Below are 15,311 nucleotides of genomic sequence, written 5' to 3'. Positions count from 1 at the left end.
CAGGTATCCTGTCGCTTTGAGCACCGCGATGGATCGAATCCTGATAGTGCAGATCGGCTTCTGTCACGCGACGAACTTGCAAGAAGATCCAATGCGCGCCGTCCCAAAACGCGCAGCGCCTGCACGTCATCGGTCATGAACTGACGTCCGGCGACGAGGACGCGTGCCCGGATGCGTCAGGGTTTGGGTCGTCGCGAGCAAGCGTGCCGGTGCGGTCGGATCGAGGCACTCAGCGGCAGCGTCGCTCATCGGCATACGATTGGCTTCGTTGCACAAAGCGGATCGGCAAGCAGGGCGAACATGCCGAGGCAACCATCGACACGCTCGCCCATGCCGTGCCGCCCCCGCCGCGTACCTCAATGCCAGCGCCATGCAGAGACGTCCGCACCCGCGATCGTTCGCACCTTAAAGGGCCTTTCCCGAATGCCGCCGAGAGAACGAGAACCACAGAATAGCGCGGGCAATTCCGCACTCCGCGTCGTGTTGTTGGCATATTGCGCTTCGCTATGCGCGCGCAAACTTCGTTCAGAACGGACAAATGCGCCCGCACTTAGCGGTCGTGACCTAATCGCATCATAAACGTACGATACGTACTATATCTTTCCTAACGCGACCGCCCACTTCGTCGTCTCGAACCACCAACCGCCATCCCGCGTGTTGCGCCAGGCCGGAGCGACGTTGCGAAGCCGTCGATCTCAAGATAGTTATCTGACCGATCTGCGACAGAAGCTCCCTCACCCATGATTCGTCACATCGTCTTGTTTGCTGCCAAGGATGAGGCTCGGCTTGATCAGCTCATCGAAGGCTTGGCGGTACTCACCACAATCCCGCATGCACGCCGCATCGAGATTGCTCACAATCGCAAGACCGACCAGTTCGACAACGATATCGACGTCGTGGTCTATGCGGAGTTCAACAACGAGACGGAGCTCGCGGCCTACAAAGCGCACGGCCTGTACCAGCAGGCGATCAGGCTGGTAAGGCCGTTCCGGGAGCTGCGGTTCGCGGCCGACTACAATGTATCCACAGATGCGCGCTACGCGGCGATAGGAGGAATGATTCAACTTTGCCGACGCACCGCGCCTACACGCGAGCGACCACCCGACAATTGACGTCAAGGACTTACGGGATCCCGGCGAGCGGCGCTCTCGCTTTGGGATGGGACTCACAATGGAAGCGCCTCTGTCGCCAGTGATTTTCGTGACAAATCGTTCAACGCACATCCGAGAATTGCAATGGATCGCGCCTGTCACGGCAATGCGCTGCCTGTCGCACCGACCGCATCTGACGTTTCTCGATAGCGCAGCGATGCATACCTTGCTCGGACGTTACTCTTATCTGAGCTGCGAACCATTCAGCACTTACGTGGTCGAGAACGGACAGGCAAGTTACGATGGAGAGCCCCTGGATGGCGACCCATGGGAAGTGCTTCGCAGCCTTCTCGCCAAGTATCCGCAGGAGCACGATCCCGATCTGCCGCCGTTTCAAGGAGGCGCAGCCGGCTTTCTTGCCTACGATCTCAGCCGGACACTGGAGCGATTGCCGGCGCCGGCGATTGCCGGTCAGCATTTGCCCCAATCGATCCTGCACTTCTATGACGTGGTCGTCAGCTTCGATCACCGCGACAAGAGATGCTGGATCGTCTCGACCGGATGGCCAGAGCAGGATCCCGCGCGACGAGCCGAACGTGCGCGCCGTCGAGCCGATGAGTTCGCTGCATTGCTGGCCAGGCCACGGTCGCCGCGAATTGTGCTCCCTGGCACAGCGGGCGCATGGCGTTCGAACTTCAGCCGCGCGAGATACATTGCGGCAGTACAGCGCGTTATCGAATTGATCCTGGCTGGTGACTTGTTTCAAGCGAATATCGCGCAACGTTTCAGCGCCAGGGTGTCGCGTCTATTCGACCCACTTACTTTCTATTCCCAGCTACGTTCGTTGAACCCGGCGCCTTTTGCAGCTCTGCTGCGTTACGGCAAGCTGACCATCGCATCGAGCTCGCCGGAGCGTTTTCTCAAGCTTGACGGACGACAGGTCGAAACGCGCCCCATCAAGGGCACGTGTGCGCGGTCTACGGATTGTGTAGAGGACCGGCGCCGCGCCGAACTGCTTCTCGCGTCCGAAAAGGACCGCGCGGAAAATATTATGATTGTCGATCTTCTGCGTAACGACTTGTCACGTGTCTGCCTTCCGCACTCAGTAGACGTTCCGGCGCTGTGCAACCTCGAATCCTACGCTTCAGTACACCATCTCGTGTCCGTCGTTACGGGTGAGCTGGCAGACAATCAGGATGCAGTCGCCCTGCTTCGGGCCTGCTTTCCCGGCGGCTCCGTGACCGGGGCGCCGAAGGTGCGCTCAATGGAAATCATCTCCGAAATCGAGCAAGTGGCACGAGAGGTCTATTGCGGGGCAATCGGCTTCATCGGCTTCAATGGGCAGATGGACACGAACATTGCGATTCGAACTGTCACGATCGACGATGGTCTGGCCGTGTTTCACGCAGGTGGCGGGATAACTGCGATGTCGGATCCAGAGGCCGAATACGAGGAGACGCTCGCCAAGGCGCAGCGGATATTTGACGCGTTTCGTGCTGAAACGTCCGCCACATTGTGACTGTCATCATCGATAATCGTCTTGCTGGGTCCTTAAACCTTCCCTGGGGCAATTCGGTTGCACGCAACATCAGCCAGAACACAGGCAAGGGGACCGGCAGATGGACAGATGCTCAAATAAGGCACCGCATCACTAAGGCATCGGCCGCGACGGCCACCATCTCAAGCCTCCGACGGGAGTCCACTCTCGCTCCACGACAAATCCCCGACGTCGATTCCGCTTCGGACGCCGTTTGTTGAGACCCAGGACCGGGGGTTGGTTGTTGCTTACGCCGGGCGGGTCTATCCCGGCACCAAGATCTTCGAACGCGACGAACTCTCGCATGAGCGATGGCAATCGTGGCCCATAACCGCGAGGATGCACCTGCTGCCCGCGCCGTTCGAATGCGGATGCCCCTAAAGCGCGATGAGATTGGGATCATTGATCATCGCGCTTTGGCTTCGTACTTGAGCAAGATTTCCGCAAAAGCTAAAAGGCCGGATTTCGCGTGTGCAGCATGACGTGTACTTCGTGACGACGTCGCGAGTCCACGTCAACAAGAACATCACCCTATCAGCCACCTCGCTGGCCTCGAGGAGACTTTCGGAAAATCCCAGGCCCGTCTCAGCTTTTCGGGCGGCTCGTCCGCGAGGAGCGCGCGTCAACCACACCAAGGTCGTCCTCGCGCCGCGCATGTTTCGCCCAGCTCACCAGCCCGCTTAAGCAAGCATTTGAGACGGATCGCGACCCAAGCCAATCAACTGAAAAATTGAAGAAGAGCGCCTTGGCCTCGATTAACCAACTGGTTCTTCTGCCGAGATTGCAGATTGACACGAGACGTAGGCGCTTGAGACAAGCTTATAACAACAGCACGCTTTTTGCTCGAGTTTCTTGCGCTCGTCGATCTGCAGAAAGCCCCGTATCTTGCGAATTAGTCCTTGTTCTTCGAATCGGATCAGCGTCTCCGTGACGCCTGCACGACCCAGTCCCAAGACGTTGGAAAGGTAGTCACGCGTCACGGGCAGCATGCGGGCTTCGGCAGCATCGCTCGCCAAACAGAGCCAGGACGCGAGCCGCTGTTCCCGATTATGCCGAACTCCGCACAATCCCGTCTGAACGCATTGAAACGTCAGCGCTTGAACGTACTCAAAGAGGCGATCTCGGATCACAGGACGTCCCTTTATCACCCGGCGCAAATCCTCAACAGGGATCCTGCGCGCGCGCCCGTGAAAGAGCACAACCGATTGATGCGTCGAACGACGCCCTCCCCACAAGAACGAACCGCCGACCAGACCCCGGTAGCCCACGACCGCCGTTTCAAGCATGCTTCCCCCCGCGGCAACCCTAAGCGAGATGAGCCCTGAGTCGATGAAGTAGACGTGCTCGACATGTCCTTTCGGCTCTTGCAGGATCATGCGCTCTTTCAGCACAATCGGCTCAAGGCATTTTCCGATCGCGGTACGGTCTCGCAGGGGGAGGCTCGTCAGGATCGCATTCTCGACAAAAGGCCGCTTCTTACGCGTCGCAAAGGGCCGGTGCGGCATCGGCCATGCGCCGTACACCGGTTTGCGAGCTGCATTTCTGGAACCGGCAGGCGCGTCGACGACGGCGGACACGTGGTCGGTCATGGTCCCTCTCCGGCCGAGCGGTTTTGTGCATCACGCAGTCAGTAGCCCGGCCTCTACCGAAACGAGGGCCGGGCCGGGTCCCTCTTGTCAGGAGGCGATAAATCGCGCTGCGCCATAGGCTCGCGGCAGTTCGGCTCTTCCGCGCGTTTTACGACGTCGCGTAAGACAATTTCGGATAGCCATACAACCAGCTCTTTGAGGCGCGCATTCTCTTGCTTGCAACGCTCCAGCTCACCGCGCTCGTCTGTCATTGTTGATGCTTCATGGAGACTTTGTCGTCATGGTTCAGTCATGATTGATGTAAAACCTGCGCAAGATAAGAATGCTCCGACGAACACCGTACGTCGGGTACAAACAATCGAGCTTCTGGGCGGAGTGTGTGATCCCGGCCTCAGATTGGATCGTTTCGTACAGCTGGCGGATGGGATCTCAGGAGCTTTCCATGGCGCCGCAGATGATCGGGGCACGACGACATCGCGGCGTCCCAAGCCCGCATGGGGTTGTCCGACAGACCGAGAACGCTCTGGCACCAGCGTGAGCGCGATTCGCAGGGCGGATGGCTATTGATGCCATCGTTCTAGAAGAGAATCGCGAAGGGCCGCCTGATGTTGCAAGCCGCGACCAAGCTTGGCATCTCGCGTCATCGGGCTCGATCAACGTCAAGAATGGGCCGCGATCAACCCATCGTTCTCTCCAGGTGGAGTGCATCACATGGACGCTCGGCTTCTTAACGATCCTGCCGATTGGAGGCTTTCTCGACGGCAACGGTACTCTTCGCACCGATCAGGTTCGACATACCTTGTGTTGCGCGAGAAACTCTGCAGCGCTTCTCGTTCTGTTGACCTCCGGGCAACTCGTCGCTCGTCCGTCGATACCGCGGTCGATCGTGACGCTGTCGCACGGACGCCGATGCGATCGGCGCGTTTGGAGTCGAGTTGTTCAAGATCTATGCCGCCGGCCGCCAAGCGGGTCGGGGTGATGTCCCCTTGCTCAACTGGCAGAACTAGGATGGCTTTGCCCCGCGAGCCGGCATGCAGGTCGGCTTGTCATGCCCTCGACCAGCTTTGACCGCTGAGCATTTGGGTCAGTAGGGCCGCCCATAGACACGACGCTCGCGCGCAAAGGCAAACCTCGGATTAATGCCGCAATAAGCGTACGTGCCGGAAGCCGTCGCCATGCATTGCGCGTAGCTTGCGAATTGGCAGTTGCCTGGATAACCCCAAATCCGCCCCTGCAGGCAGTAAGGATAATCTCGAGCGGCGGCGGAAGTTGATCCGGCCGCTGCCAGCGCGGCAGCAGCGCATACAAACAGAAGACGGCGCATGAAGAGCTCCTCTGTCCTGGTCGATCAGATAGGGCGGCCACAGAGCCATTCGCTGAACCGAGATCGACCGCTCGCTCAAGATGGCGACTCAAGTCTCACCCGTCAATCGATATGACGATCCGCTCGGCCAGCTTTCTGCCGCGGGGCCGGCCAGTTTCGCGCGCGAGGCCTGCCAACACCGTAGCTCAGCCCTGACCAGACGTGCGGTACATGTTTGAAGAACGCCTCCCCCGTCAGAGATAAATGATGAACTCTTTAGCTCACGGGCGCTCGTCACAATCATGAACTGATCGACGCGGCCGTGGCTGCCACACTGCCCAAATTGATGCGCCAGGTCGCGCCGGTTATCTGCAATTTCGAATCATTCTGTAGATATGACGATTGTATGTCTTGACTTCTCCAAGAATAATTTGCGGACAAGCGTCGGAAACCCAACAGACAGTGTGAGTTTGGCCGAGCATACTGCCATCCGTGTTGGATTGAAGCTCAGCTCATAGCCGAACATCGGAGCGGAACTACCGTCCGCCTCCGCGACAGTCTTGCGACCGCAATCTCGGGATGTGTATTCGCTTGAGAAAGGTACGGCGCCATGAGTGAGAGCGAACCAAATGGACAACACGGCTTCGCGATGTCGTTGTTCGCGCTCCCGAGAGCCATGTCGCCAGCCGTAACTGGCGAGCTCGCCGCCCAGAGCATCGCCAGCGCTCAAGACGCCTGCAAGAAGATTAAGGCCATATCGCAGCAGATGGCGGCAACGTTGCGTGAAACGTACTCACGGAACGCCAGAAGCGTAACTGACTATGGCCTCAAGGTCATCGAACTCTCCAACGCCAATACAACGTCCGCGACCGATTTTTTCACCCATCTCCTGGAGAGCAAATCAGTGACGGACGTCCTCACCCTGTCCGCAACTGAGGCGCGCAGGTCGTTCGAGACCACATCGGCACTGAACCGCGAACTCCTGGAGCTTGCGCAGAAACTTGCGAAGGACACCGCAGAGCCGATGAGGAAGAGCGTCACGAAGGCTCTGTGTCAACCCAGCTAAAGTGGCGCTGCTCCAATCGGACGGTTTCAATCACGAGAACCAAATCCAAGGAGGCTCACATGGGTATGGTGATGGTCAAATGCCCGCAGACCGGACGCGCGATCCCGACTGGCCTCACGATCGATCGTGAGGGTTTTCGGCGTAGCGCAGTTTTCTTCAGCAGAACCCACTGCCCGATCTGCCGCGCCGATCATATGTGGTTCGCGCAGGACGCGTGGGTCGACGAGCCGAACACCTTGCCGCCGTGCCGCCCCGCCAAGCCCCAACAGTCGTTCGTCTGAGGAAAGTCCTCTGCTTGGTCAACGATTGCGATGGAACCGACATCATGGCCGACACGCAAATTCAACCGCAATGTCTACTTGGCGGCTGCAGGCCAAGGACTTTCTTGAAGGGGCACGGCGGATGAAGCCGGGTCCCACGCGCAACGAGCTGCGCGAGGTGGCCAAAGTGTTACGCGCGATTGCCAAGCTCGACGAGCATCTGCGGATCGCGCCAAACGGGGTGAGGCGACAGGCCGCTGATCGCCTCTCCTCACCTTCCGGCAACGACGTTCCGATTACAGGGACGTCTCGCCAGTCGTCGAAAGAGGCGGTGCCTTGGAGCAGCCTTGTGGTGAGGCCTACTCAAACCGCGACGTTGCCCCCTCCTCGGCATACATCCCGTCGATCCGACGACGCATCAGCGCGTAGCATGCGCAAGCCGAGGCCTGGAGCCGCGGCCGGTCGATCTCGATCATCCCCCGCCGGTCAGACCTGATGGCACCGGCGGCCCGCAACTTGCTCATCTCCAGCGTCACCGTCGTCCGCTGCACCCCGAGCAGTTGCGCGAGTGCTTCCTGGGTGAGAGGCAGGACGTCGTCCGCAACGCGATCGCGCAGCTGCAAAAGCCAGCGTGCGATACGAGCCTCCACAGGGTGCAGCGCGTTGCAGGCAGCCACGTGTTGCAGCTGAAGGAAGAGCGCGCGAGTGTGAAGCTCGACAACGTGCCTGATGGCTGGACTTCGCGCGTAAGCGAACCGAAACTTTGCGGCGGAGATCTGCGACACGGTGCCGGCCACGCGAACGATGGCGGTAACTGAAGACTGCGAGTGTCCAAGTATGGACAGCAACGGCCCGACCGCGCCTTCCCGCCCGATCAACGTGGTGGCGACTGTCTGGCCGTCAGGCATATCGATCATAAACGTTACGGCGCCGCTATGAGGAAAATAGACCTGATCGAGCTCTTCGCCTGATCGAACCAGCAGGGCGTTTGGCTTCAACGACAGGTTGCGAAAATGGGGCGCGAGCAAACCGAAGTCTGCAGGCGCCAGTGCGGCCAAAAGCCGATTCCCGATATTGGTCGAGGCCCTGGTCACAGGGTGCTTGCCTGCCGTCAAGAGCCCAGAGGAAGAGGTACGTTCATTGCAATGTCCCGGATGCTAGCAGATCCCGTTTGCGCGCTTCCGTCACTCATTCGTTGAGGTCGCCTGCGCCCCATACGGAAAAGATACCTGACGCCCGCTCATCCAAGGTCAAGCGAGCTCGTCGTTAGAAGTTGACCAATGCCATACAACACAGACAGTGCCACGCCCACAGCGTAGAGATAGACAGCAAGTTGAGGCCAGAATTCACCGTCACGGTCGAACATTAGCGCCCGTATTATTGTTGATCGGATGTTTGTCCACATAGAACCTCAAAGGAAGCGGCCGATCGGAAATCCTGTCGATTGCGATCTCCGCCGCCGCCGGAAGGCGCCAAACCGTCTTGGGTAGCCTCCGGCGACGAAGAAAGTCGGGCAAGATGCTCGTTGTCATTACCGCGGCTTCGGTACTATGTGCCGCGCGTCGTGGACCAATCGGATTAGGATCGCAATTGAACCTCTCATTGCGCAAATATTGGTCACACCAGCTCAGACGCACTCTGCTGCCATATCCAAGATAAATGCTCCGATGGGCACCGTACGAAACGTACGGAAGATCCCGCTTCTTACGCGAGCGTGTCTCCGCAGCTCCAGATTGGAACGAATCGTACCAATGCTCTGCTGGCCGCCAGCTTTAGACTTGCTCTCCAAGAGCTGCGGTCGTGGCGTGAAGGCAACCGAACTCACCAAAACCGCGTGAGCCCTCGACTATAGGTTTGCCGCGGCAAGAACGGCTTGTCACTCCGTGGCGCCAAGGAGCCAATCGCGCTCGCAGAATTTGGTAGGTCTTCGACCGGCCGCACGTTTGCGCAAGAAGCGCGCGGCGCACGCAGGATCTGAACGCGACCGCCCTCGTATAGCCGGAGGCGCGGATCGAGCATCATGCTTGGCGGGGTCCATGAACTGTCAAAGCTTTTCTTTCAGCGCATCGCGGGTTCAGCCTGCACCCGGCGCGCCGAGGTCCGCTTGATCGATGGGCGGACATTTATGCTTACGTTGCCCGGTCGCAGGTGACGCCGCTTGATAAACCGGCCCTGGCCCGACTTCACGAAGGTCCCCGCTGGCCATCCGTCGCGATGCAAGGTGAACGCCAGCTGAATGCTCTGTGATCACGACAAGACGCTCTCGATCGTTGCTGCACGCAAACTTCTGTGCCGCCGCAAAGTGAGATGAGTAATTCCGCGAAATCGCCTGAAAATCACTCAACGATGACCACACGAAGCAGATTGTTATGACAGCCGCGCCGTTCGCACGATTGACGCGATGTGACGGGTCTGTCGAGGCGAATGGCGCGGGGAATCATCAAATCGTTCCCTCGCAAAACACTCAATCCAGGAGACAAGGATGACGTTAGTGAAGACCTCTGTGATCGCATGCGCCCTTTCGGCTTTGCTTGCGGGCCCTGTGCTTGCGCAAGGTCCGTCAGCCGACACCAAGGGTCGCAATGGCGCGCAGAGCATCCAGGGCGGCATGAGCGAAGATGAGGATTTGGCCCCTGAGCCTCACGCCACGGGTGGAAAGATGGGCGTGAAGTCGACGAAATCGACTAAGGACACCAAGGGTGCGGCCGGCACCGCCACGCACAAGGGGACAGTTGGCGATTCCGCAACCAGCGGCGCGCCGGTAAGCGGCAAACGCCAATAACGCGTACGCCTATGTCCGCGAACCTCCGGCCGCGCTGCGGCCGGAGGTTTTTGTGCGACGACGACCCACTGGCACGGCCACCACCAGAAACGCCCCTTTGTAAAGTCCAACCTAGTTGGGGTCGGACACCTGCGCCTTCATTGACCAGGTGGACGATGTCGAGGACGGCACGCAACGAGGTCGCGACGAGGAAACCGATGATCGAGTTTGGTCAGGCTTCACGATCCGCCTGCGGTAACATGACCAGCCGGATCGGCCACCCAAGGCTCAGTTCGAGCCTGCGGCCTCCTCCTAAGTGATCTCCGCTGGGGGCGGCAAATCTGGATCGTGGGACGTGGCACGGACCGTACCGTTATGTTGCTACCAGAACACGCCTGCCAGGCGTCGGCTTCACATCAGTCCATTCTGTACAAAATTTGCGCACCGACAACGCACCCACTCGCTTATGCATCGCTCGGGCGATGTCTGCTCACTCCCAGACTTGGGCCCCGCTTCGGCGGGGCTTTTTTGTGCCTATTTTCCGCCCTCGGCTGATCGGCCAACGCTTTCGCCAAGATGCCGGACCCCGCTGCGCCGCGCGAAGGTTTTTGACACTGGCGACGGCTTTTTTGCAGGTCACAGTGATCCCGCAATACCCAGAGATCGGAGCTGGCGACGATCCAACTTACAATCCACCCCGCCGCGTAGATCCCCCGGCCGGGATGCACGCCAGCCGAATTCAATTCACGATGTCCGGTTGACGACGCGTTATGCCTTGAATCAGACACTGAAGCGCAAGCATCCCGTTGACGAGGCCGAACCACGTGGTCCCGCCTCCGTTCAAACGCAGCTAGGACGATGGCACGTCGTTTGCTGGAGGACTGTAAAGGATCCGCAGGCTGGGGCTGTCTCGTAGTCACCGACCAGACGTTCACAGATGTGGGCTGCCGTGGTTGGCGCTTGGTGAAACCGCCAATTGGGAAGCCATGACAAAACGTGCGCGGCCGCTCCAAGACGCCGTGCAGCAGCGCCACTCGTACCAAGCCATCGAGGACCAGCTATGAACGCGCCGCCAGGGACGATCACGCGAGAGACTGACATCACGGCTGCAGCCGAGGACACCCTGTCGACGCTCCTCGCCGAGATCCGTGCGCGTCGCAACGAGTTCGGCCCCGCACAGAAGGTTCCAGATGCCATCATCGACGGCTTCAAGCGCGTTGGCGTCTATCGGGCCATGGTCGCCAAACGTTTCGGCGGCGAGGAGCGTACTCCGGCCGATTTTTGTCGCCTGATCGAGCGCATTTCCGAGGCGGACGGCTCCGCCGGTTGGGTGGCGAGCTTCGGTGATGGGGCATGCTATCTCTCTGCTCTCCCGGATGACACGCTTGGCGAATTATATGCGAATGGTCCCGACGTGGTCTACGCAGGTGCGCTTTTCCCGCTACAGCCCGCCAAGCGGAGCATCGGCGGTTTTGTCGTCAATGGCGTGTGGCCGTTCGCCAGCGGCTCGCCCGGTGCGGAGATGATCGGCGTCGGCATCACGGTGGAAGGCGATCCAGTCGATGGCCTTCCTCGTATCGCCGTCATTCCGGCCGAGAAGGTGACAATTCGCCCCAATTGGGACGTCATCGGCCTGCAAGGCACTGGCAGCCACGATTTGGTTGTCAAAGATGTCGTTGTGCCGGAGGAATGGACCTTGATCCGCGGCGGTCCGTCGACGCTCGATGCGCCGATCTACCGTTATCCGTCCGTGGTTTTCGCGGCCCAGGCGCACGCGATCGTCGGCGTCGGCATTGCGCGCTCCGCGCTGGACGAGGTGATTGCCATGGCCGGAAGTCGCACCTCGATCACTGGAGCGCCGGTGATGGCGGAGCGTGGCTACGTCCAACTGGAGATGGCCAGAGCTGAAGCCATGCTGCGTTCCGCCCGCTCCTTCTTCTATGAGGCTACCGATCAGCTGTGGAACGAAGCGCTCAACGGCGTGATCAATCCGAACACGGCGATGCTGATGCGGTTAGCCGCAACAAACGCTGCGCGGCAGAGCGCCGAAGTTTGCAAGATCGCATGCGGTCTCGCTGGAGCCGGTTCGGTGTACACGACGAGCAATCTCGCGCGTGCGATGTGTGACAGTTTCGTGGTGGCCCAGCATGCGGTCTTCAGCGAGGGAACACTTCAGAGCGCTGGCCGACTCTTGCTCGGATATCCGGCGCAGCCGGGCGTTCTATAAAATGATTCTTCTGCGAACATTTCCGCCCTTCGCGCGATAAGACGCTTGCGAGATCAACATGGGGGCATCCCCAATCGTCTGTCCATTTACCTGCGGGGTTGCCGGGTCTGGGCTATGAAGCGGTCTGCAGCGCGATGCCCTGTTCGGCAACCGCTTCACGCGCAATGCCTGCCGGGTCCAACTCACGAAGTCTCCTCGCGCCAAGTGCTCCTGCCGTGGCACAATGCCAAATTGAATCCGGACACAAGGGCGGGCTCGTCAGCTTGTCGAAAGCTAGCACGACTAGACTGGCTAGTCGTGCTGCGAACGTACGAGGTGAGAATGGACCCGCACAATTTCAATCCATTCGACCCGGGGTGGCGGGATATGTATCACGCCATGCTGGAACGACAGCAGGCCGGGCAAGAGGACTTTGAGCAGACCCTGGACCGGGCGCGCCGAGCCGATAGCGCTCCCATCGCAGCGGCTCCGCCGCCTCTGGACCGGTATCCTCATCTGTCTCACCAAGACCGGAGCCTGATCGAGGCCGCGATCAAGGCCGAGGCCGAGCACGGGACTCTGAAAGAAAAGACGTGCCTGGGTTATGCGATTGCTCTTCGCAAATTGGGAAATGATCTCGGCTCTCGGGGTCAAACGATTGATGCGCTCGATCACAATTCCCTGGTCGCTCATGCCGAACAGGTCTTTCCGCGCGTCACAGCCATGAGGCCTGCATTGGCGGCGGTTCGCAAATATCGCGAGCCCGATGCGTCCGTTGACGAGCGGCGATATGAACTCTCTGCGGACGACAAGAGCCTCATCGACGCGGCAGTCCGGGCAGGCGCTGAGCGTCATGGATGGAAATCGACGTCTGCCCAGAATTATGCTGGGGTTCTTCAAAGATTGGCCAATTCCCTCGGGCCCGGCCAAACGATTGCTGCACTCGGTCACAACTCGCTGCTCGCTCACGCCAACAAGTCATTCCCGAACAACCGTCCAATGAAGGCCGCGTTGACGGCGCTTCGAGAGTATCGTGAGCTCGGCGAGGCTACCCGCGGTGCGGGCGGGTCTGGCCAGGCGGAGGGGCAGACCATTCCGTCGCCAGTGCAAGTTTCGATCCAGAGGAGCTTTGGCGGGCGGTGGATCAAGCCGGCCCGTTGCCAGCCGACAGCTGGGGTGCGGCAAACGTCTGGCAGAGCGGCCCTTCAATGCCTCACTTGCCAGCGCCAAGCGTCAATCAACCAAGTTCGGCATGCTGGGAGCACAGCCTCGAGGAGTCGATCTTGGGCTCGCCATATCAACCGGCTGACGCGGCGCCTGCCCCGCCTAATCTATCACTGTGCCTCGCCGGGCCCTGGCAGCATGGCGACCAATGGGCGCCGCCAGACCTCATTGAAGGAATGCGCTTGCACAACGTCCTGCCGAACCCGTCTCAGCCGCAGACAAATCTCACCATTCACGGCGTGAACTACACGGCCATGCAGGGGCCTCCAGGCCTGCAGCACGTGATTTTCCTCCGCCGAGCCTGAGCAGGATCCCCCAACTAATCCTGGTAGCTGATGGAGCGGCGTCTTCCTGACTCATACTGGTTGCTCCAACCCCAACGGACGTGGAATCCTGTTCGCCGTCGCGGCAAGGCGCGGCAGAGCGAGCCTGATCGTTTCTGACATAAGACCTCTCCAACCGAACACGGCTGAACAGAGTAGCCCGGGTGCCGACTTGGTGTCGGCCGGCCTCTCAATCCAGGTCGAACATTGGCTCAAAATGATGCCCGACCCCGCGCAGCTGATGGACGCCGCTCTGGTACGCGCCGATAGGATTGGCCTACGAGCGATAGTCCAAATTGCCACCGCGATGGGACCGACGGAGCGTCGGCATCCCGCTGCACGAGAAAGCGGATCGGCAGATCGGCGATCTGCGAGCAGACGTCGATGCCTTCGAGATGGTCCAAGAGACAGGTCACGCGCCAGGAGAGAAGTCATGCTCCTTCAACGAATACAGCAATACTTTCGTTGCCTCATTGGCTCTCAGAGGAGAAGCTTTTGCTTTCGGCAACCTCAGACCACGTTGCCTGTATAACTCAGCGCTTGGATACGTCCGTTTAAAGGCCGGTCGTCCGACACTGGACGGCAAGAGCCCGCCTTCAGTAAGCGGACCGACGGACCCATCATGGAGCGTATGTGAATGGACGACCAATCCCGAGGGCTGAGCCAAATCAGCGGTCACCGATGCAGCGAAGGCCGTAACAGCTCGATCTGGAGATTTCGATACGAGGGACGGCTGTAAAGGGTTCGATCGCAAACAATAAAAAAAGATATCGCCCCATATTGGCTGAGTTGTCCTGGTCAGGTAGTGGGAAACACCGCACGTCTCCCAGGATGTTGTGATCGATCTGGAGTTGGCAACGGGCGCACCTATTGAGGTTCGGTGCTTGACCGCAGCCCCCGCTACTTTGAAGGCCAACCGGAGCTGATTTGCGAGTGATATGAAGCCGCTGCGAGCCTGATGAATACCCACGTCCTGGTGGCGTAACGCATTGTCCGGCGCCACGCCGAAACTGAAGGCTAACGAAATGCCCCCTTTCGATGCCGCCGCGATCTTTCTGGCCGCAACGGCCTTTTTTGCGGCCTTTGTGAACGGAGCCATCGGTTATGGTTTTTCGTCCCTCACAGTACCGCTTGCCCTCATTGTCTACACCAATCGTATCCTCAATCCCGCGATCGTCATTATCGAGGTCTTCGTCAACTTCTACGTCCTCTTGATCAATCTGAACGGTGTCCGGGCGGTTTGGAAACGGGTGCTTCCCATCTTGCTCGGGCTCTTACCGGGCATTGCGATTGGTGGTTATGTTCTGGCCTCGCTTCAGCCGGGCTGGATGAAGTTCGCTACCTACTTAGGTATTCTGCCCCTGATCTTGCTGCAGGCGGCGGGGTGGCGGCGCTCGATCAGGGCGAACTGGCTGATAGGTCTGCCGTTCGGTTCGATGCTGGGCGTCCTCTATTCCGTGACGACTATCTCCGGCCCCCCCTTGGCGATGCTGTTCAACAACCAGGGCTTGGTCAAGAACGAGTTTCGCGCCGGCCTTGCGCTGGTTCGCGTGGTGGAATCGAGCGTGACTGCCATCGTCTATTACAAGCTCGGCCTGTTCGTCTCGGAAAGCGCGAGCCTGCTTTATGTTTTTGTTCCTAGCGTCGTACTGGGTATCCCGGCGGGATCCTATATCATCCGGCGGATCGATGCGGAGACCTTCCGCCGCATCTGCATGAGCTTCGATGCATGGGTCGTGGGCTTCGGTTTATCGCGGGTGCTGATCGAGTTGAAGCTGATGGAAAGCCCATGGGCCTATAGCGTCATGGCAGCCACGATGCTGATTGATCTTTGCCTGCTGTACACGTTCTTTATGGCGCATGCGCCCTTGCCCAAACGGGACAATCGTTTCGCCAAGTGACGCGGCATCGGGGGCGACCTCGCCGCGATGAGGTCGCGTTATTTGTGCAT

At 59.4% G+C, this 15,311-nt stretch carries 11 protein-coding genes; 7 read left to right on the top strand and 4 right to left on the bottom strand.

Annotation, left to right across the window (positions count from 1 at the left end):
- Positions 1–740: 740 nt before the first annotated feature.
- Together P6U30_RS11970 and pabB are read left to right on the top strand one after the other, a co-directional pair.
- Positions 741–1,112 carry a Dabb family protein gene (locus P6U30_RS11970; RefSeq protein WP_280973025.1) on the top strand — a complete coding sequence of 124 codons (372 nt, stop codon included), beginning with the start codon at positions 741–743 and terminating at the stop codon, positions 1,110–1,112.
- 58 nt (positions 1,113–1,170) lie between these two features.
- Complete coding sequence (gene pabB, locus P6U30_RS11965) at positions 1,171–2,610, top strand: aminodeoxychorismate synthase component I (RefSeq protein WP_407169249.1); 1,440 nt, start codon at positions 1,171–1,173, stop codon at positions 2,608–2,610.
- A gap of 773 nt (positions 2,611–3,383) precedes the next feature.
- On the opposite strand, the gene P6U30_RS11960 is transcribed toward pabB, so the two are convergent.
- On the bottom strand, positions 3,384–4,217 hold the full coding sequence (locus P6U30_RS11960) for a Crp/Fnr family transcriptional regulator (protein WP_280985590.1): 834 nt from the start codon (positions 4,215–4,217) through the stop codon (positions 3,384–3,386).
- 1,084 nt (positions 4,218–5,301) lie between these two features.
- On the bottom strand, positions 5,302–5,541 hold the full coding sequence (locus tag P6U30_RS11955) for a DUF3551 domain-containing protein (protein ID WP_280973027.1): 240 nt from the start codon (positions 5,539–5,541) through the stop codon (positions 5,302–5,304).
- 589 nt (positions 5,542–6,130) lie between these two features.
- Between P6U30_RS11955 and P6U30_RS11950 the strand changes: the two genes are divergently transcribed.
- Both P6U30_RS11950 and P6U30_RS11945 read left to right on the top strand, forming a co-directional pair.
- Positions 6,131–6,586 carry a phasin family protein gene (locus P6U30_RS11950; RefSeq protein WP_407169248.1) on the top strand — a complete coding sequence of 152 codons (456 nt, stop codon included), beginning with the start codon at positions 6,131–6,133 and terminating at the stop codon, positions 6,584–6,586.
- 59 nt (positions 6,587–6,645) lie between these two features.
- Entirely contained in the window at positions 6,646–6,867 is a 222-nt protein-coding gene (locus P6U30_RS11945; RefSeq protein ID WP_280973029.1) for a hypothetical protein, read from the top strand.
- A 338-nt stretch (positions 6,868–7,205) separates the two neighbouring features.
- Here P6U30_RS11945 and P6U30_RS11940 read toward each other — a convergent pair whose 3' ends face one another.
- On the bottom strand, positions 7,206–7,904 hold the full coding sequence (locus P6U30_RS11940) for a Crp/Fnr family transcriptional regulator (protein WP_280973030.1): 699 nt from the start codon (positions 7,902–7,904) through the stop codon (positions 7,206–7,208).
- A gap of 1,424 nt (positions 7,905–9,328) precedes the next feature.
- Between P6U30_RS11940 and P6U30_RS11935 the strand changes: the two genes are divergently transcribed.
- Complete coding sequence (locus P6U30_RS11935; protein WP_280973032.1) at positions 9,329–9,628, top strand: hypothetical protein; 300 nt, start codon at positions 9,329–9,331, stop codon at positions 9,626–9,628.
- A gap of 1,039 nt (positions 9,629–10,667) precedes the next feature.
- Positions 10,668–11,834 carry an acyl-CoA dehydrogenase family protein gene (locus P6U30_RS11930; RefSeq protein ID WP_407169247.1) on the top strand — a complete coding sequence of 389 codons (1,167 nt, stop codon included), beginning with the start codon at positions 10,668–10,670 and terminating at the stop codon, positions 11,832–11,834.
- A 291-nt stretch (positions 11,835–12,125) separates the two neighbouring features.
- Here the strand turns inward: P6U30_RS11930 and P6U30_RS11925 are convergent, their stop codons facing one another.
- Positions 12,126–12,668, bottom strand: coding sequence for a hypothetical protein (locus P6U30_RS11925; protein ID WP_407169246.1), 543 nt, complete (start codon positions 12,666–12,668; stop codon positions 12,126–12,128).
- A 1,681-nt stretch (positions 12,669–14,349) separates the two neighbouring features.
- Here P6U30_RS11925 and P6U30_RS11920 point away from each other — a divergent pair.
- Positions 14,350–15,261 carry a sulfite exporter TauE/SafE family protein gene (locus P6U30_RS11920; RefSeq protein ID WP_407169245.1) on the top strand — a complete coding sequence of 304 codons (912 nt, stop codon included), beginning with the start codon at positions 14,350–14,352 and terminating at the stop codon, positions 15,259–15,261.
- The last annotated feature ends 50 nt before the right edge of the window (positions 15,262–15,311 follow it).

The organism is Bradyrhizobium sp. ORS 111 (genome assembly GCF_045571485.1).
In the GTDB taxonomy this organism is placed as follows: Bacteria; Pseudomonadota; Alphaproteobacteria; order Rhizobiales; family Xanthobacteraceae; genus Bradyrhizobium.
The sequence above is the reverse complement of the archived record's forward strand: the minus strand, read 5'-3'. Positions and strand labels throughout refer to the sequence as shown.